At 47.1% G+C, this 19,268-nt stretch carries 12 protein-coding genes; all 12 read left to right on the top strand.

Annotated features, from left to right (window positions below; translation table 11 throughout):
- Window positions 1-118 precede the first annotated feature (118 nt).
- The 12 genes from ACHKAR_RS15865 (at window position 119) to ACHKAR_RS15810 (ending at window position 19,197) form a co-directional block, all read left to right on the top strand.
- Complete coding sequence (locus ACHKAR_RS15865) at window positions 119-3,502, top strand: SusC/RagA family TonB-linked outer membrane protein (protein WP_395418365.1); 3,384 nt, start codon at window positions 119-121, stop codon at window positions 3,500-3,502.
- Window positions 3,503-3,514: 12 nt separating this feature from the next.
- Window positions 3,515-5,044, top strand: a complete 1,530-nt coding sequence (locus ACHKAR_RS15860; protein ID WP_395418363.1) for a RagB/SusD family nutrient uptake outer membrane protein — start codon at window positions 3,515-3,517, stop codon at window positions 5,042-5,044.
- Window positions 5,045-5,106: 62 nt separating this feature from the next.
- On the top strand, window positions 5,107-6,183 hold the full coding sequence (locus tag ACHKAR_RS15855) for a glycoside hydrolase family 43 protein (RefSeq protein WP_395418362.1): 1,077 nt from the start codon (window positions 5,107-5,109) through the stop codon (window positions 6,181-6,183).
- 28 nt (window positions 6,184-6,211) lie between these two features.
- Window positions 6,212-8,005, top strand: a complete 1,794-nt coding sequence (locus ACHKAR_RS15850) for a T9SS type A sorting domain-containing protein (protein WP_395418361.1) — start codon at window positions 6,212-6,214, stop codon at window positions 8,003-8,005.
- A 34-nt stretch (window positions 8,006-8,039) separates the two neighbouring features.
- Window positions 8,040-9,257 carry a sialidase family protein gene (locus ACHKAR_RS15845; RefSeq protein ID WP_395418360.1) on the top strand — a complete coding sequence of 406 codons (1,218 nt, stop codon included), beginning with the start codon at window positions 8,040-8,042 and terminating at the stop codon, window positions 9,255-9,257.
- Window positions 9,258-9,389: 132 nt separating this feature from the next.
- The gene (locus ACHKAR_RS15840) at window positions 9,390-11,030 is read left to right on the top strand and encodes an AbfB domain-containing protein (protein ID WP_395418358.1); all 1,641 of its coding nucleotides are present in this window, start codon (window positions 9,390-9,392) and stop codon (window positions 11,028-11,030) included.
- 85 nt (window positions 11,031-11,115) lie between these two features.
- Window positions 11,116-12,921 (top strand): glycoside hydrolase family 2 protein, encoded by a 1,806-nt coding sequence (locus tag ACHKAR_RS15835; RefSeq protein ID WP_395418357.1) that lies wholly within the window; start codon window positions 11,116-11,118, stop codon window positions 12,919-12,921.
- A gap of 7 nt (window positions 12,922-12,928) precedes the next feature.
- Window positions 12,929-14,056, top strand: coding sequence for a glycoside hydrolase family 43 protein (locus ACHKAR_RS15830; RefSeq protein ID WP_395418356.1), 1,128 nt, complete (start codon window positions 12,929-12,931; stop codon window positions 14,054-14,056).
- 239 nt (window positions 14,057-14,295) lie between these two features.
- Window positions 14,296-15,777 carry a type I restriction-modification system subunit M gene (locus tag ACHKAR_RS15825; protein WP_395418354.1) on the top strand — a complete coding sequence of 494 codons (1,482 nt, stop codon included), beginning with the start codon at window positions 14,296-14,298 and terminating at the stop codon, window positions 15,775-15,777.
- Window positions 15,774-16,550 (top strand): DUF4145 domain-containing protein, encoded by a 777-nt coding sequence (locus ACHKAR_RS15820; protein WP_395418353.1) that lies wholly within the window; start codon window positions 15,774-15,776, stop codon window positions 16,548-16,550. The genes ACHKAR_RS15825 and ACHKAR_RS15820 overlap by 4 nt, the downstream gene beginning before the upstream one ends.
- Complete coding sequence (locus tag ACHKAR_RS15815) at window positions 16,547-18,010, top strand: type I restriction-modification system subunit M (protein WP_395418352.1); 1,464 nt, start codon at window positions 16,547-16,549, stop codon at window positions 18,008-18,010. The genes ACHKAR_RS15820 and ACHKAR_RS15815 overlap by 4 nt, the downstream gene beginning before the upstream one ends.
- Window positions 18,007-19,197 (top strand): restriction endonuclease subunit S, encoded by a 1,191-nt coding sequence (locus tag ACHKAR_RS15810; RefSeq protein WP_395418350.1) that lies wholly within the window; start codon window positions 18,007-18,009, stop codon window positions 19,195-19,197. Before ACHKAR_RS15815 ends, ACHKAR_RS15810 begins: the two co-directional genes overlap by 4 nt.
- The last annotated feature ends 71 nt before the right edge of the window (window positions 19,198-19,268 follow it).

Below are 19,268 nucleotides of genomic sequence, written 5' to 3'. Positions count from 1 at the left end.
AATGACGGCTAAAAAAAGAAGGCTTTCGGAAGCCGAAAACCTTCAGATGTGATTACCCATTGGCGTGACGTAATCACAAAATAGTTTAACAATTGGACATTATTAAACATGTAAATATATGAAAATATTTATACAGCAATCCCTGTATTTAATGAACTGGATGCTTAGAATTTTTATGATACAGGCGGTTTTTGCCACCGTGCTGTTTGCCAATAATGGAAATGCTCAGTACAAGAGCGTCAAAGATATCCATGTGAACCTTTCATTCAATGATACGGAATTGATCGAGAGTTTTTCTACCGTGGAGCAGCTGACAGACTTGACCTTCTCTTATGACCACCGAGTGTTGGATAAAAATCAGAAACGTCTGACTTATGCCAGTAAGGGAGCTACCGTAGAGGAGTTTTTACTCTTTTTATCCAAAGAATACGGGCTCACATTTCGCCAGGTCAATAATGTGATCAGCACACAGAAAAAGAAAGCCCCTTTTACCAGAGATGAAGTGGAAGTGATCATTGGGGAAGTTACCATCAAGGGAAGGGTGACTGATGAAAATGGTGAAGGACTTCCCGGGGCCACCATTACTATCAAAGGTTCTTCACAGGGAACCATTACTGACGTGGAAGGAAACTTCACCCTCTCTGTTGAGGAAACTGCACAGGTCTTGGTGATTTCTTTTGTGGGTTATGTCACCCAGGAGGTGAGTATTGCCGGGGCCACTGAGGTGAATGTCTCCATGGAGCCTGATTTTCAGGGTCTGCAGGAAGTAGTGGTCATTGGTTATCAGACAGTGCAGAAGAAAGACCTTACGGGGTCCACTGCCATTATTAGTCCGGAATCCTCAGCACGGGTTACCGCCAACTCATTGGCAGAATCCATTCAGGGTCTGGCACCGGGTATCACCGTTAGAAACGGAGGAGCGCCAGGTCAGTCTTCAGTCATTGAAATCAGGGGTGTGGGTAGTTTTGCGGACATCAATCCCCTTTATGTCATAGATGGGATGCTTGCAGATGCCAATCCTACCATCAACACCAACGACATTGAATCCATTCAGATTTTAAAAGATGCCTCTGCTGCTGCCATCTATGGCTCCAGAGCGGCCAATGGGGTGATCATCATCACCACCAAGCAAGGCAAGGCCGGCCCTATGAAAGTGAGTTTTTCTGGTAAAAAGGGTGTGCAACAACTGCCCAACAGATGGGATGTGATGAACAGCACAGAATTTGCAGCCATGCAAACTGCACAATATGAAAACTCGGGATTAACACCGCCAGCACTGGTGGGCACCGACTTTGATCCCAATGTGAATACCGACTGGCAGGATGAAATCATCCGAATGGGGACTTTACAAGACTACAACGTGAGTCTTTCAGGAGGTTCTGGCAGTGGTACTTATATGATTTCCGGAAGTTTCTTTGAAAACGAAGGGGTGCTCAAGGGAAGAGATTTCGAAAGATACAGCTTCAGGGTAAATAGTACCAGCAAAATAGGTCGGGTGACCTTTGGAGAGAACCTTCTTCTTTCTCATTCAATTACCAATACCCCTGATGCCGGAAATCCATTTTATGATATGCCGCAGCTCCTGCCGGTGATCCCTGTTCAGGGTGAGGACTACGTCTCAGAAGGTAACCCTTCAGGTTGGGGAATTGGGTCAGTCAATGCACCCTCTTATGCCTGGAACCCTGTAGCCATTGTGGATTTGAGCCAGCGTAATAGTCAGTATTCCAAACTGGTTGGGAATGCTTATATCAATGTGAAAATTACTGACTGGATCAGCTATAAGTTCAATGCCGGGCTGGAAGCCAGCTTTGATTACTCCAAGTACTTGAGAAAAGATGGGGTGTGGTCGTTCAATGCAGCGGTCTATCCAAGTTCTGTGGCGGACACCCGATCTACCTGGGTCAGCAAGCTTTTTGAACACACGCTTAATATCAACAAAGAGATTGGAAAGCATTCGCTGAATGCGGTGGTAGGTATCTCGCAGCAGTCCTCCCAGAGGGAAGAAACCTTCGCTCAGCGAAGCGAGCTACAGCAGTTCAACGGTCAGTACCTCAACACCATCAACTCAGCTACCGGAGATCCCACAGCCAGCGGATCCAGAACGTTGGATAATTTCATTATGGGCTATATGGGCCGGATCAACTATGTATATGATGACCGATACCTGCTCACACTTACTGGAAGAATTGATAAAAACTCGAGGTTTGCAGAGGACTATCGTACCGGTGTATTTCCTTCTATTGCTGCCGGATGGAGAATCAGTGAAGAAGGATTTTTCAATGTACCTTTTATTTCCAACCTGAAACTTACCGGCTCTTATGGTCGACTGGGAGTGATCCCTGGTCAGGTAGGCTCATGGGATTACCTGGGTAACCTCAACAGCAATCCCAGGGCCATTTTTGGTCCCGATCAGGCGGCCAATGTAGGCGCTTATCAAGCGCGGATTGCCAATACACAACTGAAGTGGGAAACAAGAATTTCGCAAAACGTAGGGGTAGAAGCAGGGCTATTGGATGACCGAATTTTGTTTACAGCAGAGTGGTACAACTCCCTCTCGCAGGATGCCATTCTGCAGATTCCATTGCCTCAGTACCTTGGCAACTTAGGGGGCAATCCTTTCGTAAATGCCGGATCCATCCGCAACCAGGGATTAGAAGTGAGTGCCGCTTATCGCAAACGTGAGGGCGCCTTCAAATGGGATGCCTCAGTCAACTTTACCACCATCAAAAACAAAGTGGAAGATGTGGGAAATCAGGGTGAGGGAATTGACTATATCCCAACAGGTCTGACCAGGTCCAAGATAGGAAGACCTATCTCAGAGTGGTACCTCTTGAAAACAGCCGGAATTTTCCAGAGTGCTCAGGAAGTGCTGGATCACACCACGGCAGATGGTACGGTCATACAGCCAGCGGCCCAGCCTGGTGACATTCGTTTTGTGGATGTAAATGGTGATGGACAAATCACCGAAGACGACAGAGACTACAGTGGAAAGTCACCATGGCCTACACTTCAGGCTGGAGGTCAGTTCAATGCCTCCTACCAAAACTTCACCCTGAATATCCAACTCATCGGGGTATTCGGCAACACCATTTACAATGGCGTAAGACAGGTGTTAGATGGGTATCAGAATACCAACTTCAGAAGGGATATCCAGCCCTGGACTGAGGACAACCCGAACACCAGTGACCCGAGGATTGGAGTGGCTACAGATGATGTGGCGCTCTCGCAAAATGCCACCAACAGTACCAGGTGGCTGGAAGATGGCTCTTATTTGAGGATCAGAAACCTGGAATTGGGTTATAATTTCTCAGATCATTTATTTGGGGAGTCTGGTATTCAAAATGCAAGACTCTACCTGAGTGGGCAAAACCTGCTCACATTCACCAAATATTCAGGACTGGATCCAGACGTGGTGGGCAATGGAATTCTTGAGCGCGGCTTTGATGCAGGCAACTGGCCATCGAGCAGGGTTTATTCTTTAGGACTTCAATTTCAATTTTAAACCAGCACGATCATGAAAAAAATATTCATTTATATAGCAATTATAGGAGGGGGATGTTTCGGCTGTGAAGACAAGTTGGACATTGAGAACCCCAACGAACCCAATGTAGGACTGTTTTGGGAGACCGGCGAGGATGCCGAAAAGGGAGTCAACGCGATTTACAGTACTTTGCACAAAGGCTCTATTTCACGATGGATGCCAATGCTGTACTCTACTCGCGCAGACATTGGCGAGAGCCGAAGCCCATGGACAGACCTGTCCAATGCACTGGACAAGTTCATACAGCCAGATTATAACTTCGATCCCGTATCAGGAGTTTTTGCCGACAATTATGTGGGTATTTTCCGTGCCAACCAGGTGCTGGACAATGTTCCGGCTATTGAAATGGAAAAGAGCGAGAAAGATGTACTGCTAGGGCAGGCTTATTTCCTAAGGGCCTTATTTTATTATCACCTGGCTACTCTTTACGGCAATGTGCCGATGTTGTTGAAAACATCAGAGCCTCAAGATTATCCACCTAACAGCACACAAGCGGAAGTATTTGAGCAGATCATTTCTGATCTGGAGCTGGCAGTGCCAATGTTGCCTGCTAGATATGCTGATGCCGCGGACCTTGGTCGCGTGACTAAAGGTGCAGCTTATGCCTTATTGGCCAAAGCGCACATGCAGCTCGGTCAATACCAGGCAGCACTACCAGCCCTGCAATGGCTTGTGGATGGTGAGGGTGGAGATATTTACAATTTGGTCGCCAACTATCGTGACAACTTTCTCATCACTACGGAAAACAACGTAGAGTCCGTTTTTGAGTGGCAGTTTGCAGAGAATCCCAACGAGTTCACAGACAATGATATTCAAACGCCAAATCATAACTACGGCACTTCTTTGGCTCAGTTTACCGCTCCGGTAGGTATTGGATGGTCAGATGCAGAAGCACGCCGATGGATCATCTATGAATTTGATGAACTCACTGTTTCTGGTGATAGGGATCCCCGGGTGGCAGCTAGTTTTCTGTTTGATTCCACAGACATTAACGGGCCTGATGCCACGATGATCTATGGTCAATCGTTCAGTAGCCGGTATGGCACCGGCCCTGACAGCAAGCGTGTTTGGGTTCGCAAATTCCTGAATGATCACTGGAAAAACCAGGAGGGATACCGGTCACCCAATAACTATCGATACATCAGGTACTCGGATGTGCTGCTCATGTATGCAGAGTGTCTGAATGCTACCGGGAGCACTCCTGCGGCTTATCCGCACGTGGATCGTGTACGTCAGCGGGCCGGACTTCAGCCCCTGTCAGTGGTAAGACCAGGTCTGAACCAGGCAGCGTTTTTGGAGCAACTGAAGCATGAGCGTTTGCTGGAGCTTGCTGGTGAAGGGCACCGATGGAACGATTTGGCCAGGTGGGGTGATTTGGGTCCCGGATTGGCAGTAAACGATCCTGCGTTTGCCAATTTTGAAGTAGGTAAACACGAGTTGTTACCTATCCCACAGTTGGATATCGATGCTAACCCCAATTTGGAGCAAAATCCGAAATGGTAAAATAATGCCCCGGGCATTATTGCCCGGGCGTATTTCTTTTTCTAAATAAAATCAATGACATCATGCAAATGCTGAGAGCCGTTTTGGTTCATCTCGTAGGAATCCTATTGTTTGGGCTTACTGCCTGTGCGGAAGAAGGGTCACCGAAAATTGACAAGGATCCTCCAAAGGAAGAGCCCACAGTGGATTCTTTATTTCTGAATCCTGTTCACACAAGTGGTCCCGATCCCTGGGTTTTCCAAAAAGATGACCATTACTACCTCACATTTACTACTGGGATCAATGTAACGCTCTACAAGACAGATGTGATGTCGGACTTATCAAAGGCCTATCAGCGGGTGGTGTGGACTCCGCCAGCCAGTGGACCAAATTCGCGTAACATCTGGGCACCGGAGATTCACTTCATACGGGACAAATGGTACATCTACTACGCGGCTGATGATGGCAACAATGACAATCACCGGATGTTCGTCCTTGAAAATTCCAGTGCCGACCCTACCGTTGGTCAGTGGGTGGATAAGGGGGAGCTAAAGCTCCCAGGTGATAGGTGGGCCATTGATGGGACCATTTTTGAGCATGCAGATCAGCTCTATTACCTCTGGTCGGGGTGGTCAGGAGCCACCAATGGTCGGCAGGACCTCTATATCTGTAAGATGACCGATCCCTATACCGCGGAGGGAGATAGGGTGTTATTGACCAAGCCTGAACTCTCGTGGGAGACCAATGGTACCAACCCCACAGTGGTGGAAGGGCCACAGGTATTGAAAAATGGCGATAAACTGTTTATGATATACTCGGCAGGAGGCTGCTGGACCGATGGCTATTCTTTGGGGATGTTGACTGCTGCGGCAGATGCTGACCTGATGACTGCTGAGTCCTGGGTGAAGTCACCAAATCCTGTATTTAGTCAAAATCCATCAGGCAATGCCTTTGGGCCGGGTCACAATGGATTTTTCAAATCGCTGGATGGCACGGAGGATTGGATTATCTACCATGCCAACCCCTTCGAGGGGCAAGGCTGTGGTGGAGCAAGATCCATCCGCATTCAGCCTTTTACCTGGGATCAGCAGGGCTATCCCGATTTTGGGACACCCCATCCCCTCTATCAGAAGCTTACCAGGCCTTCTGGTGAGTATTAGATCAATTACTAACTAAACCTAAAAAGCAATGAAAGCTAAGTTGATAATAGTGATAACATTAATGATCATTGGCACGGGCCTAAAAGCTCAGGATGCCATTCATGATCTGGATTTCGATGTGCAGAAGTCAAGCATTTCAGCAGTGGATATTGATGCCGATGGAGATCGGGATATTCTGATCATCGGTGAAAACCCCAACGGGAAATTTGCACAGCTATTTCGCAACAATGGCGAGATGAGTTTTGAAAAAGTGGCTTCACCTTTTGCTCCTTCAGCCATTACTTCGGTGACTTTTGGAGACGTGAATGGTGATGGTCAGCTAGATGCCCTTCAATCCGGATTTGCGGATTCGGTCATTGTCAACCTTTATACTATTAATGAATCAGGTGACCTTGCTTTGGATGATTTCTATAGCAGTTTGGCACATATCGCACCTTCTTCGGCTATCGCTGATCTCAACAATGATGGTCATGCGGATATCTTGATTTTTGGAAATCACAACATTGAAGACCAACGACCTAAAATCTACTTTGGAGATGGTACAGGTGGGTTCACTTCCGAGTCGCCATTTGATGCCTACAAATTTATAGACCCCAAAGTGAGCACTGTGGATGTTGATACTGATGGTGATCTGGACCTATGGGTGATGGCTGGCTATGAAGAAGGCATCGATGCCCGTTTTGCCCGCTTATTCATCAACGACGGTGGCACATTCACAGAAACTGATCCTGGAATCATCGCCAAAGGGCCCGGTTCATCGGACTGGGGAGATTATGATGGCGATGGTGACCTTGATTTGCTGATTGGCGGCTGGGGTTATGTCAATTCTGGAGAAGACAATGACATGATCTACCGAATCTATAAAAACACAGGCGGAACCTTCACAGAAGCAGCGGTATTCCAGCCCTTCGGGGCCTTTAGCCCATCTGATGCTTCCCGGTTTGCAGACTGGGACAATGACGGTGACCTGGATGTGATCCTGACCGGGTGGAACCCAGATGAAGGGGGCCAGCGAACGGCTTTTTTCATCAATACTTCGGGAACATTTGCAGCTGCGGACTACAATGCCACCCTTCCCGGTATTTCCGAGAGTGCCGTGGCTATTTCCGATCTGGATGATGATGGAGATCTGGATCTGATCATCAACGGTTACTCTGGAAATGAGTGGAATGGCGAGGGTTCGGCCTACAACCGGAATGTGGCGCTGGTAATAGAAAACACCACGGCGGGTACCAATGCCGCTCCAGCCCCACCGGCCAACCTTTCGGCCAAAGCCAATGGAAAAGCTGTGACCTTTAGCTGGGATGAAGCTACGGATGATTCTACTCCGGCAGCGTCTCTGAGCTACAATCTGTTTTTGGTGGATTCCGAAGGAAACTATTTCTACTACCCCCTGGCAGATACCATCTCCGGTAAACTCTTGGTGCAGGAGAAAGGCAACATGCAGCTGAATAACGCCTGGACTGTTAAGGGGCTCCCTTACGGGGGATACAGATGGGGAGTCCAGGCCATCGATCACAGTTTTGCAGGGTCGGCTTTTGCCAAAGACAACTTCAGTCATTTGGAAGGAGGCCCACTGGCTACTTCATTGGAGACCGACGCACTTATCTATCCAAATCCAAATCAGGGCCAGATACAGGTCATGGTGAGTGATCAAATTCGACAGCTCAGTATTTTGACCATGGATGGGAAGCTGGTAAGGTCTCTGAATGTGGAAGCGGGTGCCAAAAGTGTTCAGATTCCCATGGCGGCTGGTATTTACCTGGTGAGGGCTCTTCGTGCCGATGGACATTACACTTCAGATAAAGTGATAGTGAAGTAATTAATCATGACTCAGGCCGAACGTAAAGCGCTAAATGAAAGATCATCGACAGATTCTTAGAGGCATGGTTTTGCTTTGGGTGATAGTGGTCCTTTGGGCTTGCAAGCCGGGTGAAGAGCCCTCCGCAAAGCCTCCGGTAGAGGAAGAGGAGGATACCACCGCCTGGGTGATAGAGCATGCTCAGCCGGGAGCACCCATCTCACACATCTTATGGGGTGAGCCCGTGAAAGTCTCTCACGAAGTGTTTGGGGCCGAGTATCCAAGGATGCTGCAGCTGGGTGAGGACACTTTGTTTTTGGCTTACCATGGTGGTGATGAGCAAAATGCCTGGGACAATATTTACCTGAGAAAAAGCTTCGACCGTGGAGCCACCTGGAGTGAAGTGGAAGTTCTAATGGTAGACAATGATCCCAATTATTGGGGCTTTGCCAACCCGGAGTTTTTAGAGCTAAGGAGCGGTCGGATCTTGATGGCCTTTACCGGACGCGGCAGGCCAGATGATAACCAGCATGACAATATCCAGTTCATGTACAGCGATGATCGGGGCACTACATGGAGTGCCCCGAGAATTGTAGCGCTTGGGCGATCGTGGGAGCCGGCCATGGTGCAGCACCCCAATGGGGACGTACTGCTTTTCTACTCCAGCGAAGCCCGGTGGTGGCAGGTGGTACCTGCCGATCAGACTCAGCAGGAGATACTCATGGTCACCTCGAAAAATGACGGGGGCTCGTGGAGCCTGCCCAAGTCTGTGGCCTACACCTCCGGAATGCGCGATGGCATGCCAGTGCCTCTGGTACTGAAAGATGGCAAAGGGATTGCTTTTGCCATTGAGTCTGTGAACAACAGAGATTCTCCATGGATATTACGCTCATCTTTGTCTGCACGCTTCCAAACCCCTGGTGACATTAGTAAAAGGCTGGCGGCACCTAAAACCACAGTGAACTTTGGCGGAGGCCCCTATTTGGTGCAGCTGCCCACTGGAGAGACCATCCTTTCCTGTCATGATACCGGCGGCAGAGACATTGGGCCAGACTGGAAACGAAATACCATGTACGTACTGATCGGAGATGCTGAAGCTAGCAACTTCTCCAATGTTTCCTATCCTTTTCCTGATCTGCCGACAGATGAAGGAGCCTTTTTTAATGCACTACACGTCCTCGATGAGGATACCGTGATCGCTTTGGGCAGTCGATATTTTGCGGATGGTCATACGGAAGTTCATTGGGTGACGGGTGAGATAGTGAGGCAGTAAAAAAAGATACTAAGGCAGGATTTTGCTTAAAAAGTGAAATCCACGGGCGGCCCAAGGGGCCGCCCATTATTATCGAAAATTTTTGTTTCTGTGTTATGCGCCAGAAAGATTTTTCATTTCAAAACGAACGCTATGAAACTTAAGAAATTACAAATCAGAATCATCGTCATAATGATGATCGTTATGGGTGCTTTTGGCGCTGACTTACATGCTCAAACCACTCGGTTTGAGTCGCACAACTTTCCGGGCAACTATATCCGACACGCTTACAGTCGGGGGCGAATAGATGCCAATGTGAATCCGATTCAGGATTCGGAGTTTAGAATTGTTCCAGGCCTGGCCAATGGTGCGGCCATTTCGTTGGAGTCCGTAAATTTCCCGGAGAGCTTTTTACGTCATAAAAATGGCGAAATCTGGCTGGAGCCGAATGACGGTTCGGGTATTTTTCATCAGGATGCCACCTGGTGGATGCGAAGCGGGCTTGCCGGTGGTGGCGTGTCATTTGAGTCTTACAATTTTGGGGGCAACTACATTCGTCATAGAAATGGGCTGTTGTACAGCGAAAGTCCCGGGGGTTTACCGGCTGACGCCACTTTTCATGAACGACCTGTGGGGGGTGGTGCCATGGTCGATGCTTTTGAGGGTGCCGATCCTGAGATCACCAACTTCGATGGAAACTATCGCATCTACGTCACCAATCAGGGTGGGGTGATCCGATGTATGAGGCCTTACGACAACAATAATCTAAAAGGTAGCTGGTATGCTACCACGGCTTTCAGAATGCCCCCACACCTGATAAATGGCTGGGCCCCGGCAGTGGTGAAAGTAGGCAGTGAGTATCGCATGTATTTCAATGCCATTGACACCAGAGGTCCGGATGATAATAACATCTACGTGGCCTTTTCCAATAATCCCAACTCCGGCTTTGCCAATGAAGTGGAGGTGGTACATGATGGAGCCGGTGGCTGCACCGATGTGATCGACGCTGGCATTGATGGAAACATCATCTACTATGGTGGCTCCGTGGGGGGTGGTGCCTTCATGGCAGACCTTACCAACAATGGACGCAGTTCTGCCAATCACAGAATGGTCAACGGGCTCACCAATTATTCGGAGGCGCCTTTCGTAGGGTATGTCACCGGAGTAGGTAAAGTGATGCTGTATGCTCGCGGTTTTTATTACAATGATTCCTATGGCACCAACTGGGCTACAGGTGATGGCCAGAATTGGACCTACCAGGGGCAAGTCAATTTCCCCAATGCTGATCAGTATTTGTTCCGATTAGGCCATGCCTCTACGGTAAACAATTACATCGCCGTGAATAGCAATCGGGCAGGAACGCCCGTTCGCAGGATTGCCATTGGTCAACTCTCTTTGCAGGGGGGATACCTGGAAGGTAATCGTGTAAGTGGCAACCCTGATACCGATACGGAGGGGATGGTGCTCACCGTAGTCCTTGAAGACCTCACGGACGTGAATGTGGTCGCCGATTTTGGTGAAATGAAACCCAACGACTTTAAAATATATCCCAATCCAGTGGAGGGAAATGAGTTTTTCATCGCATTCAATGCCCGTGAAGTAGCCACCTCTGCACAGATTGATATTTATGATCTCAGTGGGGCACTTGTGCTGCAGGTGATCAAGGAGAATGTTGAGATGGGTGTCAACTCCTATCAGCTGGATCGGTCCGGCCTTCGTGCAGGGCAGTATATGCTACGTGTGACCAACGACCGTGGACAACTCCTCGGTGGGGATACATTTATTGTGAAATAGAATAGAAACTCGCGAACCCCTTTGTACCACAGGTAGCAAAGGGGTTCACTTATTTACCTTAGAATATAGAATGGATACGATGATCATGAAAAACGTACTAACCTTAATACTGGCCTTGGGCCTTTGTAGTGCAAGCGCACAGTGGAAGCCTGCGGGTGACAAAATCAAAACCAAATGGGCTACCGAAGTGGATCCCGACAATGTGCTACCCGAGTACCCGCGTCCGATCATGACCAGAGCCAACTGGAAAAATCTGAATGGGTTGTGGGACTTTGCGATGGTCAAGCGCAATGCCACCGAACCTCAGGAATACAGTGAGCAAATTCTGGTGCCCTTTGCAGTGGAATCCAGCCTTTCCGGAGTGCAGAAAATGGTAGGGGCAGAAAATGTAGTTTGGTACCGCCGCACCTTTGAGGTGCCGGCTGCCTGGAAGGGCAAAAACACATTGCTCCACTTTGGTGCTGTGGACTGGCGCACGGAGGTGTTTGTCAATGACATTAAAATAGGTACGCATGAAGGTGGGTACACGCCGTTTTCATTTGACATTACTCCGTACCTGAAAGTCGGGGTACAAAAACTGACCGTGAAAGTGTGGGATCCCACAGATGCTGGCCCGCAGCCCCGAGGCAAGCAGGTGAACAAGCCCGGTGGCATCTGGTACACACCAGTCACCGGGATCTGGCAAACCGTATGGTTAGAGCCAGTGGATGCTACGTCCATAGTAGATATCCGAACCAATCCCAACATTGATGACAATACCCTCAGCGTGCAAGTAGCGACCCGAGGCAGCTCTTATGGAGACCTGATAGAGATTAAAGTACAAGATGGTGCGAATGTGATCAAAACGGTGAAGACCGCAGTAGGGCAGGAGGCAGTCATTACTGTACCATCACCCAAATTATGGTCACCTGAGTCGCCATTCCTTTATGATTTCGAGGTTACGCTCATCAGTGATGGAGTGGTCAGAGATCAGGTGAAAAGCTATTTCGCCATGCGAAAGATCTCTACCCAGCGAGACGCAAAGGGTATTGTCAGACTTCAGTTGAACAACAAGGATTATTTCCAGTTTGGTCCGTTGGATCAGGGTTGGTGGCCTGATGGTCTTTACACAGCTCCTACGGAGGAGGCACTCATTTATGACATTCAAAAGACCAAAGATTTTGGTTTCAATATGATCCGTAAACATGTGAAAGTAGAACCAGCCAGATGGTATACTCACTGTGACAGGATGGGTGTGCTGGTGTGGCAGGACATGCCCAATGGTGATGATCAGCCTATCTGGCAAAATCGCCAGTATTTCACTGGCACCGAATTGCAACGTACGGCAGAATCGGAAGCGATTTACCGCAAGGAATGGAAAGAAATCATGGATTATCTTTATTCTTATCCGAGTATCGTGTGCTGGGTGCCCTTCAATGAAGGTTGGGGTCAGTTTAAAACCCGGGAGATCGTGGAGTGGAATATGGCCTATGATCCTTCCAGACTCGTGAACCCGGCAAGTGGGGGTAATCATTTTCAGGTAGGCTCTATGCTAGACCTCCATAATTACCCGGGACCGGAAATGTACCTGTACGATGCACAACGGCCGACGGTGCTGGGCGAATATGGCGGCATTGGGCTGCCCTTGAAAGATCACCTTTGGGAACCTGATAGAAACTGGGGCTACGTGCAGTTTAAAACCTCCAAAAAGGTAACAGAAAAATATGTGGAGTATGCGCAACAGCTGGCTGACATGGCGAAAACCGGGTTTTCTGCTGCTATTTATACCCAAACGACCGACGTGGAAGTGGAGGTCAATGGCTTCATGACCTACGACAGGAAGGTGATCAAACTGGACGAAAAAGAAGTTAGAAAAGCCAATCAGGCAGTGATCAATGCGATACAGAAATAAGCTAAGAATGAAACATTTACATTATATCACCATTGCGGCGGTTTTGGTCTTTGGCCTGAGCTGCTCCCCGCCTCCCAAACAAGAGGCCACTACCAAAACCTACAGCAACCCCATCAATGTAGAGTTTGGCGACCCTTATATTCTGGACAATGGAGACGGCACTTACTATATGTACGGTACCGGTGGAGGAGCGAAAGATGGCTTTGCCACGTACTCTTCTACCGATCTGGTTGATTGGAAGTTTGAAGGGCAGGTGTACTTTGGTAATACTGACAGTTCGTGGAATGAGAAGTGGTTTTGGGCTCCGGAGGTCTACAAACGCAGCGACAAGTACTACATCTTCTTCAGTGCTCAGTGGAAGGAAAATCCCACCAATGAAGAGGAAAACTTCATGATCGGTGTGGCGGTAGCGGACAGCCCCACAGGACCTTTTGTGGATTTGTATGATCGCCCTATTTTCAATCCGGGCTATCCGATCATTGATGCCAATGTCTTTGTGGACGATGACGGGAAAAACTACCTGTACTATTCCCGTGCCTGCTACAAGCATCCGGTGGAGAGTGAAGTAGCCGACTGGGCGCGGGAAAAGGGCTGGTATGAGGAGGTGGAAGAGAGCTGGGTTTACGGTGTAGAGCTAAAGCCGGACTTCAGCGGAGTGATCGGTGAGCCGGTGCTGTTGTTGCGCCCACCTGTGACAATGGATGATCAGCAAGCCGAGTGGGAGAGCCGATCAGTTACCGCACGGGAGATCAACCGCCGCTGGACGGAGGGGTCTTTTACTTTCAAAAAGAATGGCACTTACTACATCATGTATTCGGCCAACTACTATGCAGGGAAAAACTATGCCGTGGGCTATGCCACTGGTGCGGGGCCACTTGGACCTTTCCAAAAGGCAGCTAATAATCCCGTGCTGCAAAAGAATGTGGAGCAGGGCGGTGATGTGACGGGCACCGGGCACAATATGGTCCTGTTTTCGCCCGACAGCTCAAAGATGTATTGCGTCTATCATGGCCGTACCACGGCCAGTGGAGACAACAGAGTGCTGTTCATAGACGAGCTGCGTATAGAAGAAAATGGTCAGTTGGTGGTAGATGGACCTTCCACCACACCCAAGCCCTATCCGGTGCTGAGGTAAGGACCAGATCTTTATCACCATCAGGCAAAACATCCAATAGCATCAGGGGCAACCCTGGTGCTATTTTTTTTGAAAAATCAGGTGCTTTAAGTCTGGCGGCAGGGGCAGCTATTCTACCCCATACCTACCAGAGTACATGAGAATGTAAACGAAAAAAACTTTAACAAATCACATGACTTGAGGGTGATCCGCAATAAAAGAGTCATTTGAAAGTTTTTCATTCTTATCTTTAAAATCCAATGACCAAAACAAGACTTACACTCTCCCAACTTGAACAATATTTGTCCAGAGCAGCATGGATTTTAAAAGGTCCCGTTGACGCTTCAGATTTTAAGGTGTATATCTTCCCTCTTTTGTTTTTCAAAAGGATTTCTGATGTTTATGATGAGGAGTTTCGATTGGCCATGGAAGAGTCCGATGGCGACCAGGAATACGCTTCACTGCCTGAATTTCACCGGTTTGAAATCCCCGCGGATTGTCATTGGACAGATGTGAGAGAAACCACCTCCAATGTGGGTTTGGCCATCGAAAAGGCACTCAGGGGAATAGAGCAAGCCAATCAGGAGTTTCTTTATGGAATCTTTGGTGATGCCCAATGGAGCAACAAGAATAAGCTCTCGGATAGATTGCTGATCGATCTCATCGAGCATTTCTCGCAGTATGATCTGTCCAACAGTAATGTAGATTCGGATTTGCTAGGAAATTCGTACGAATACCTCATCAAACACTTTGCGGATCTCACCAATAAAAAAGCAGGCGAGTTTTATACGCCAAGATCAGTTGTGCATCTACTTGGTCTTATCCTTGATCCCCATGAAGGAGAAACCATCTACGATCCGGCATGTGGAACCGGTGGTATGCTACTGGAGTGTGTGGATCATTTGAAGCATAACAACGAAGACTATCGCACGCTGAAACTATACGGACAGGAAAAGAACCTGACTTCCAGTTCCATTGCCCGAATGAACATGTTTCTTCATGGAATTGAAGATTTTCAGATTCACAGAGGTGACACTTTGCGCAATCCAGCCTTTTTTGAAGCAGATGGATTGAAGACCTTTGATTGCGTGATCGCCAATCCTCCTTTTTCATTGAAAGAATGGGGAGCAGAAAACTGGGCCAATGATCCGTACGGAAGAAATATTGCTGGTGTGCCTCCTGCCGGAAATGGTGATATGGCCTGGGTACAACACATGATCAAATCTATGAATAGCGCCGGGCGTATGACTGTGGTGCTACCGCATGGCGCATTATTTAGGAAAGGTGCAGAGGGGCGCATTCGAGAAGCGCTGATTAAACAAGACATGCTGGAAGCAGTCATTGGTCTGGGGCCAAACATCTTTTACGGAACACAGCTAGCTGCTTGTGTGATGGTGTTTAAAAAACGTAAAGAAGCCACTAAGAAAGATAAGGTGCTATTTATTGATGCTTCCGAACAAGTGCGTGTGGGCAGAGCGCAAAACTTCCTCGAACCACAACACGTCAACCAGATATTCGAATGGTTCAAATCGTATGCGGATGTAGAAAACTTCGTGAAGGTGGCCGATCTCAAAGATCTGGAGGAGAATGACTTCAATCTGAATATCCCGCTCTACGTGGAGAAAATCATAGAAGATAATTTGCCAACCGTCGAGGAAGCCCTGTCTGATTTGAAAGTGGCTTGGGAAGAGAGTCAGAAAGCTGAAGAAAAATTTAAAAGAGTTCTAAATCAATTTCTTTGAAGATAAATAGAAATTTATGGTTAGTTGAAGGATTTTCTTATAAGAAATCAAGTCCTCCTTGGCCATGTCCAATTTGTGGCGTTGGCATATTAAATGCGGTAAAACCACTCAAAGCCGAACAATCTCAAGCAACAATCAAGGGTAGAAAATCCACATCCTTTTCTTCGGATAATGAAGATGCTATTTTCCGGTTTGCTGGCTTTATGCTTTGTGCAAATTCACAATGCAATGAAAGAATTTCAATTGCAGGAAATGGTCAACTGTTAGCTGAAGGAACAAATGCTCAGGCTGGAGTCAAGTATCAAGGACCAAGATATGGTGTGTTTTATCCAAGGTATTTTGAACCTGCACTTCAGATTTTCACTGTCCCAGATTCGTGTCCAAAAGATATAAAAGAACAAGTCATCAAGTCATTTAGTCTATATTTCATGGACTCAAATGCCTGTGCAAATGCTATTCGAACCTCTTTAGAATTAATAATGGATGAACAAGGTATTCCAGGTCTTAATGAGAAGAATAAACCAATAACCCTTGGTGCTAGGATCAATCAATTCAATGATTTAAATCCAAAACTTAAACCTTTAATTGAGGCTGTTAAGTGGGTTGGTAATGCAGGAAGTCATATTTCAGGAATAAGCAAAAATGGGATTCTAGATGGATATGAATTGTTACAGTTTGTTTTATCGGATTTGTATGAAAGAAATGATGTGTATGACAGACTAAGTAAGAAAGCTGAGGCGATTAATCAATCCAAAAAACCTGACAACCAATGACCCAACAGCAACTAGAAAAATACCTTTGGGGAGCGGCTACTCAGCTGCGGGGCACCATCGATGCGGGTGACTACAAGCAGTACATTTTTCCGCTGCTGTTCTTCAAGCGCATCTGTGATGTGTATGACGAAGAGTTTGAAAATGCTCTGGCTGAAAGCGATGGCGATATGGAATATGCCGCCTTTGCAGAACACCACCATTTTCTGGTGCCGGAAGGTGCGCACTGGAACGATGTGAGGGAAACCACTACCAACGTGGGGATGGCCTTGCAAGAAGCCATGCGGGCCATAGAGAAAGTCAACCCTGAAACACTATTTGGGATCTTTGGGGATGCCAGCTGGACCAATAAAGACCGGCTCAGTGATGAAACGCTCACCAATCTCATAGAGCATTATTCGCAACACAAACTGAGCCTGAGCAATATCCCTGACGATAAACTGGGCAATGCCTACGAATACCTGATCAAGGAATTTGCCGACGATAGCGGACATACCGCTGCGGAGTTTTATACCAACCGAACGGTGGTAAAACTCATGACCATGATCATGGATCCGCAACCCGGAGAGAGTGTGTATGATCCTACGTGTGGCAGTGGTGGCTTGCTGCTCAACTGTGCGCTGCACCTGAAGGAAGAAGGTAAGGAATACCGCACACTCAAACTGTATGGACAGGAGATCAACTTGATTACCTCGGCCATTGCGCGGATGAATATGTTTATGCACGGCATAGAGGAGTTTAGCATTGTGCGGGGCGATACCCTGGCACAACCAGCCTTTCTGGAAGATGACGAACTCAAACGCTTCAATGTGATCCTGGCTAATCCACCTTATTCTATCAAAGCCTGGGATCAGAAAGGATTTGCCAGTGATCCGTATGGACGAAACCTCTGGGGCGTCCCGCCCCAAGGCTGTGCCGATTACGCTTTTCAGCAGCACATTCAGAAGAGCCTGGACTTGCAAAACGGACGATCCATTTCGCTATGGCCGCATGGGATTCTGTTTAGAGATTCGGAAGCGACCATGCGCAGAAAGATGATCGAAGAAGACTTGGTGGACTGTGTGATCGGGCTAGGGCCAAACTTGTTTTACAACTCGCCTATGGAGGCTTGTCTGTTGATTACTTCTACTAGCAAACCAGAGAATAGGAAAGGCAAAATACTCATTGTGAATGCGGTGAAAGAGGTGAAACAAGAGAAGAACATCGCCTATCTGGAGCAGAAACATATTGATAAGATTTATCAAACGTATCATGATTTTGAAGACAAAGAAGGGTTTTCCAAGGTAGTCTCAAATGAAGATGTATTGGCGAATAAGGCCAGTTTGAATATTGCGCTATACCTGAGCAATGTGGATACCTCAGAAATTCGGATAAGTCTGGATGAAGCTATAATAAACTGGGAAAATGAATCTCAAGTGCTACAAAAATCAATGAGTGAACTATTCCAAACTTTAGAGAAATGATGGTGGAAGAGAAGGAGAAAATCAATCTAAAGAACCTGGATAAATCCGGTTGGAAAACCTGGCGTTTTGATGAAGTCGCCACGAAAGTTTCTGAAACGGTAGATCCGTCAGAAACCGATCTAGACATCTACATCGGTTTGGAGCATCTGGATGCCGAGGATATTCATATCAGGAGAAGAGGAGTTCCATCTGATGTTACTGGCGGGAAACTGAAATGCTATCCAGGAGATGTTATTTTTGGTAAAAGAAGAGCTTATCAGCGTAAGGCTGCAGTAGTGGATTTTAAAGGAATCTGTTCCGCTCATGCATTTGTATTGAGAGCCATTCCCGAAGTGATTGATCCCAAGTTATTTCCATTTTTCCTACACTCAGATGCATTTATGCACCGAGCGATAGATATTTCTGTGGGTGGACTTTCTCCTACGATCAATTGGGGACAACTCAAAGAACAAGAATTCCTTCTTCCCCCCAAAGACCAGCAAGCCCAGCTGGCCGAACTCCTCTGGGCTATGGATGAGGTGATTGAGAGGGAGAGGGAGGTGCTGGATAAAACTCAAATTAATCTTGAAGTGCGATCGTCAGACTTAATTTGGAATTCAAATCACAACCTTGAGCCTTTGGTTTCATTTGCAAAAGGTGACTTAAATAAATTGGTTGATGGGGATTGGATTGAATCAAAAGATCAATCGGAACAAGGTATTAGATTATTACAATTAGCGGACATTGGAGTCAGGGAGTTTATTAATAAATCAGCTCGATTTATTTCCGAAGAAACTTTTAATAGGCTAAGGTGCTTCGAGGTTTTACCAGATGACGTAATAATTGCAAGAATGCCTGATCCAATTGGAAGGGCTTGTATTGTTCCTGAAATAGGCGAAAAAATGATTACTGCTGTAGACTGTTGCATTGCTAGAGTAGATCAAAGCCATTCTTTAAACAAATACTTGATGTATTTACTGAATACCAGAGAATTCTTACATAAAGCCAACTTATTAGCTTCGGGCACAACAAGGCAAAGAATTGCACGAAAAACAATGGAGCAAATGAAGGTTCCGAAACCAAATCTGACTTTTCAAGAAGAAATTGTTGAGAAACTTGATGCCTTTTCTAGGAGCAAGCAAAGTGCTGATTTAAAAATATCCAGCTCCAAAGCACTTCAAAAGAGTTTAATCAATCAGATTTTTTAGAGGGATGGAAATACAGAAAATACATGAGCAAGTTTTCCAAGCACTCTTAAGGGAGCATGAGAAAAATCCTG

This window comes from Marinoscillum luteum (genome assembly GCF_044005705.1).
Classification (GTDB): domain Bacteria; phylum Bacteroidota; class Bacteroidia; order Cytophagales; family Cyclobacteriaceae; genus Marinoscillum; species Marinoscillum luteum.
The sequence above is the reverse complement of the archived record's forward strand: the minus strand, read 5'-3'. Positions and strand labels throughout refer to the sequence as shown.

Excerpts from the sequence above, each read along its gene's own strand:
- ACHKAR_RS15865 (WP_395418365.1), top strand. The coding sequence starts at position 119 with ATGAAAATATTTATACAGCAATCCCTGTATTTAATGAACTGGATGCTT.
- ACHKAR_RS15860 (WP_395418363.1), top strand. The coding sequence starts at position 3,515 with ATGAAAAAAATATTCATTTATATAGCAATTATAGGAGGGGGATGTTTC.
- ACHKAR_RS15855 (WP_395418362.1), top strand. The coding sequence starts at position 5,107 with ATGCAAATGCTGAGAGCCGTTTTGGTTCATCTCGTAGGAATCCTATTG.
- ACHKAR_RS15850 (WP_395418361.1), top strand. The coding sequence starts at position 6,212 with ATGAAAGCTAAGTTGATAATAGTGATAACATTAATGATCATTGGCACG.
- ACHKAR_RS15845 (WP_395418360.1), top strand. The coding sequence starts at position 8,040 with ATGAAAGATCATCGACAGATTCTTAGAGGCATGGTTTTGCTTTGGGTG.
- ACHKAR_RS15840 (WP_395418358.1), top strand. The coding sequence starts at position 9,390 with ATGAAACTTAAGAAATTACAAATCAGAATCATCGTCATAATGATGATC.
- ACHKAR_RS15835 (WP_395418357.1), top strand. The coding sequence starts at position 11,116 with ATGAAAAACGTACTAACCTTAATACTGGCCTTGGGCCTTTGTAGTGCA.
- ACHKAR_RS15830 (WP_395418356.1), top strand. The coding sequence starts at position 12,929 with ATGAAACATTTACATTATATCACCATTGCGGCGGTTTTGGTCTTTGGC.
- ACHKAR_RS15825 (WP_395418354.1), top strand. The coding sequence starts at position 14,296 with ATGACCAAAACAAGACTTACACTCTCCCAACTTGAACAATATTTGTCC.
- ACHKAR_RS15815 (WP_395418352.1), top strand. The coding sequence starts at position 16,547 with ATGACCCAACAGCAACTAGAAAAATACCTTTGGGGAGCGGCTACTCAG.
- ACHKAR_RS15810 (WP_395418350.1), top strand. The coding sequence starts at position 18,007 with ATGATGGTGGAAGAGAAGGAGAAAATCAATCTAAAGAACCTGGATAAA.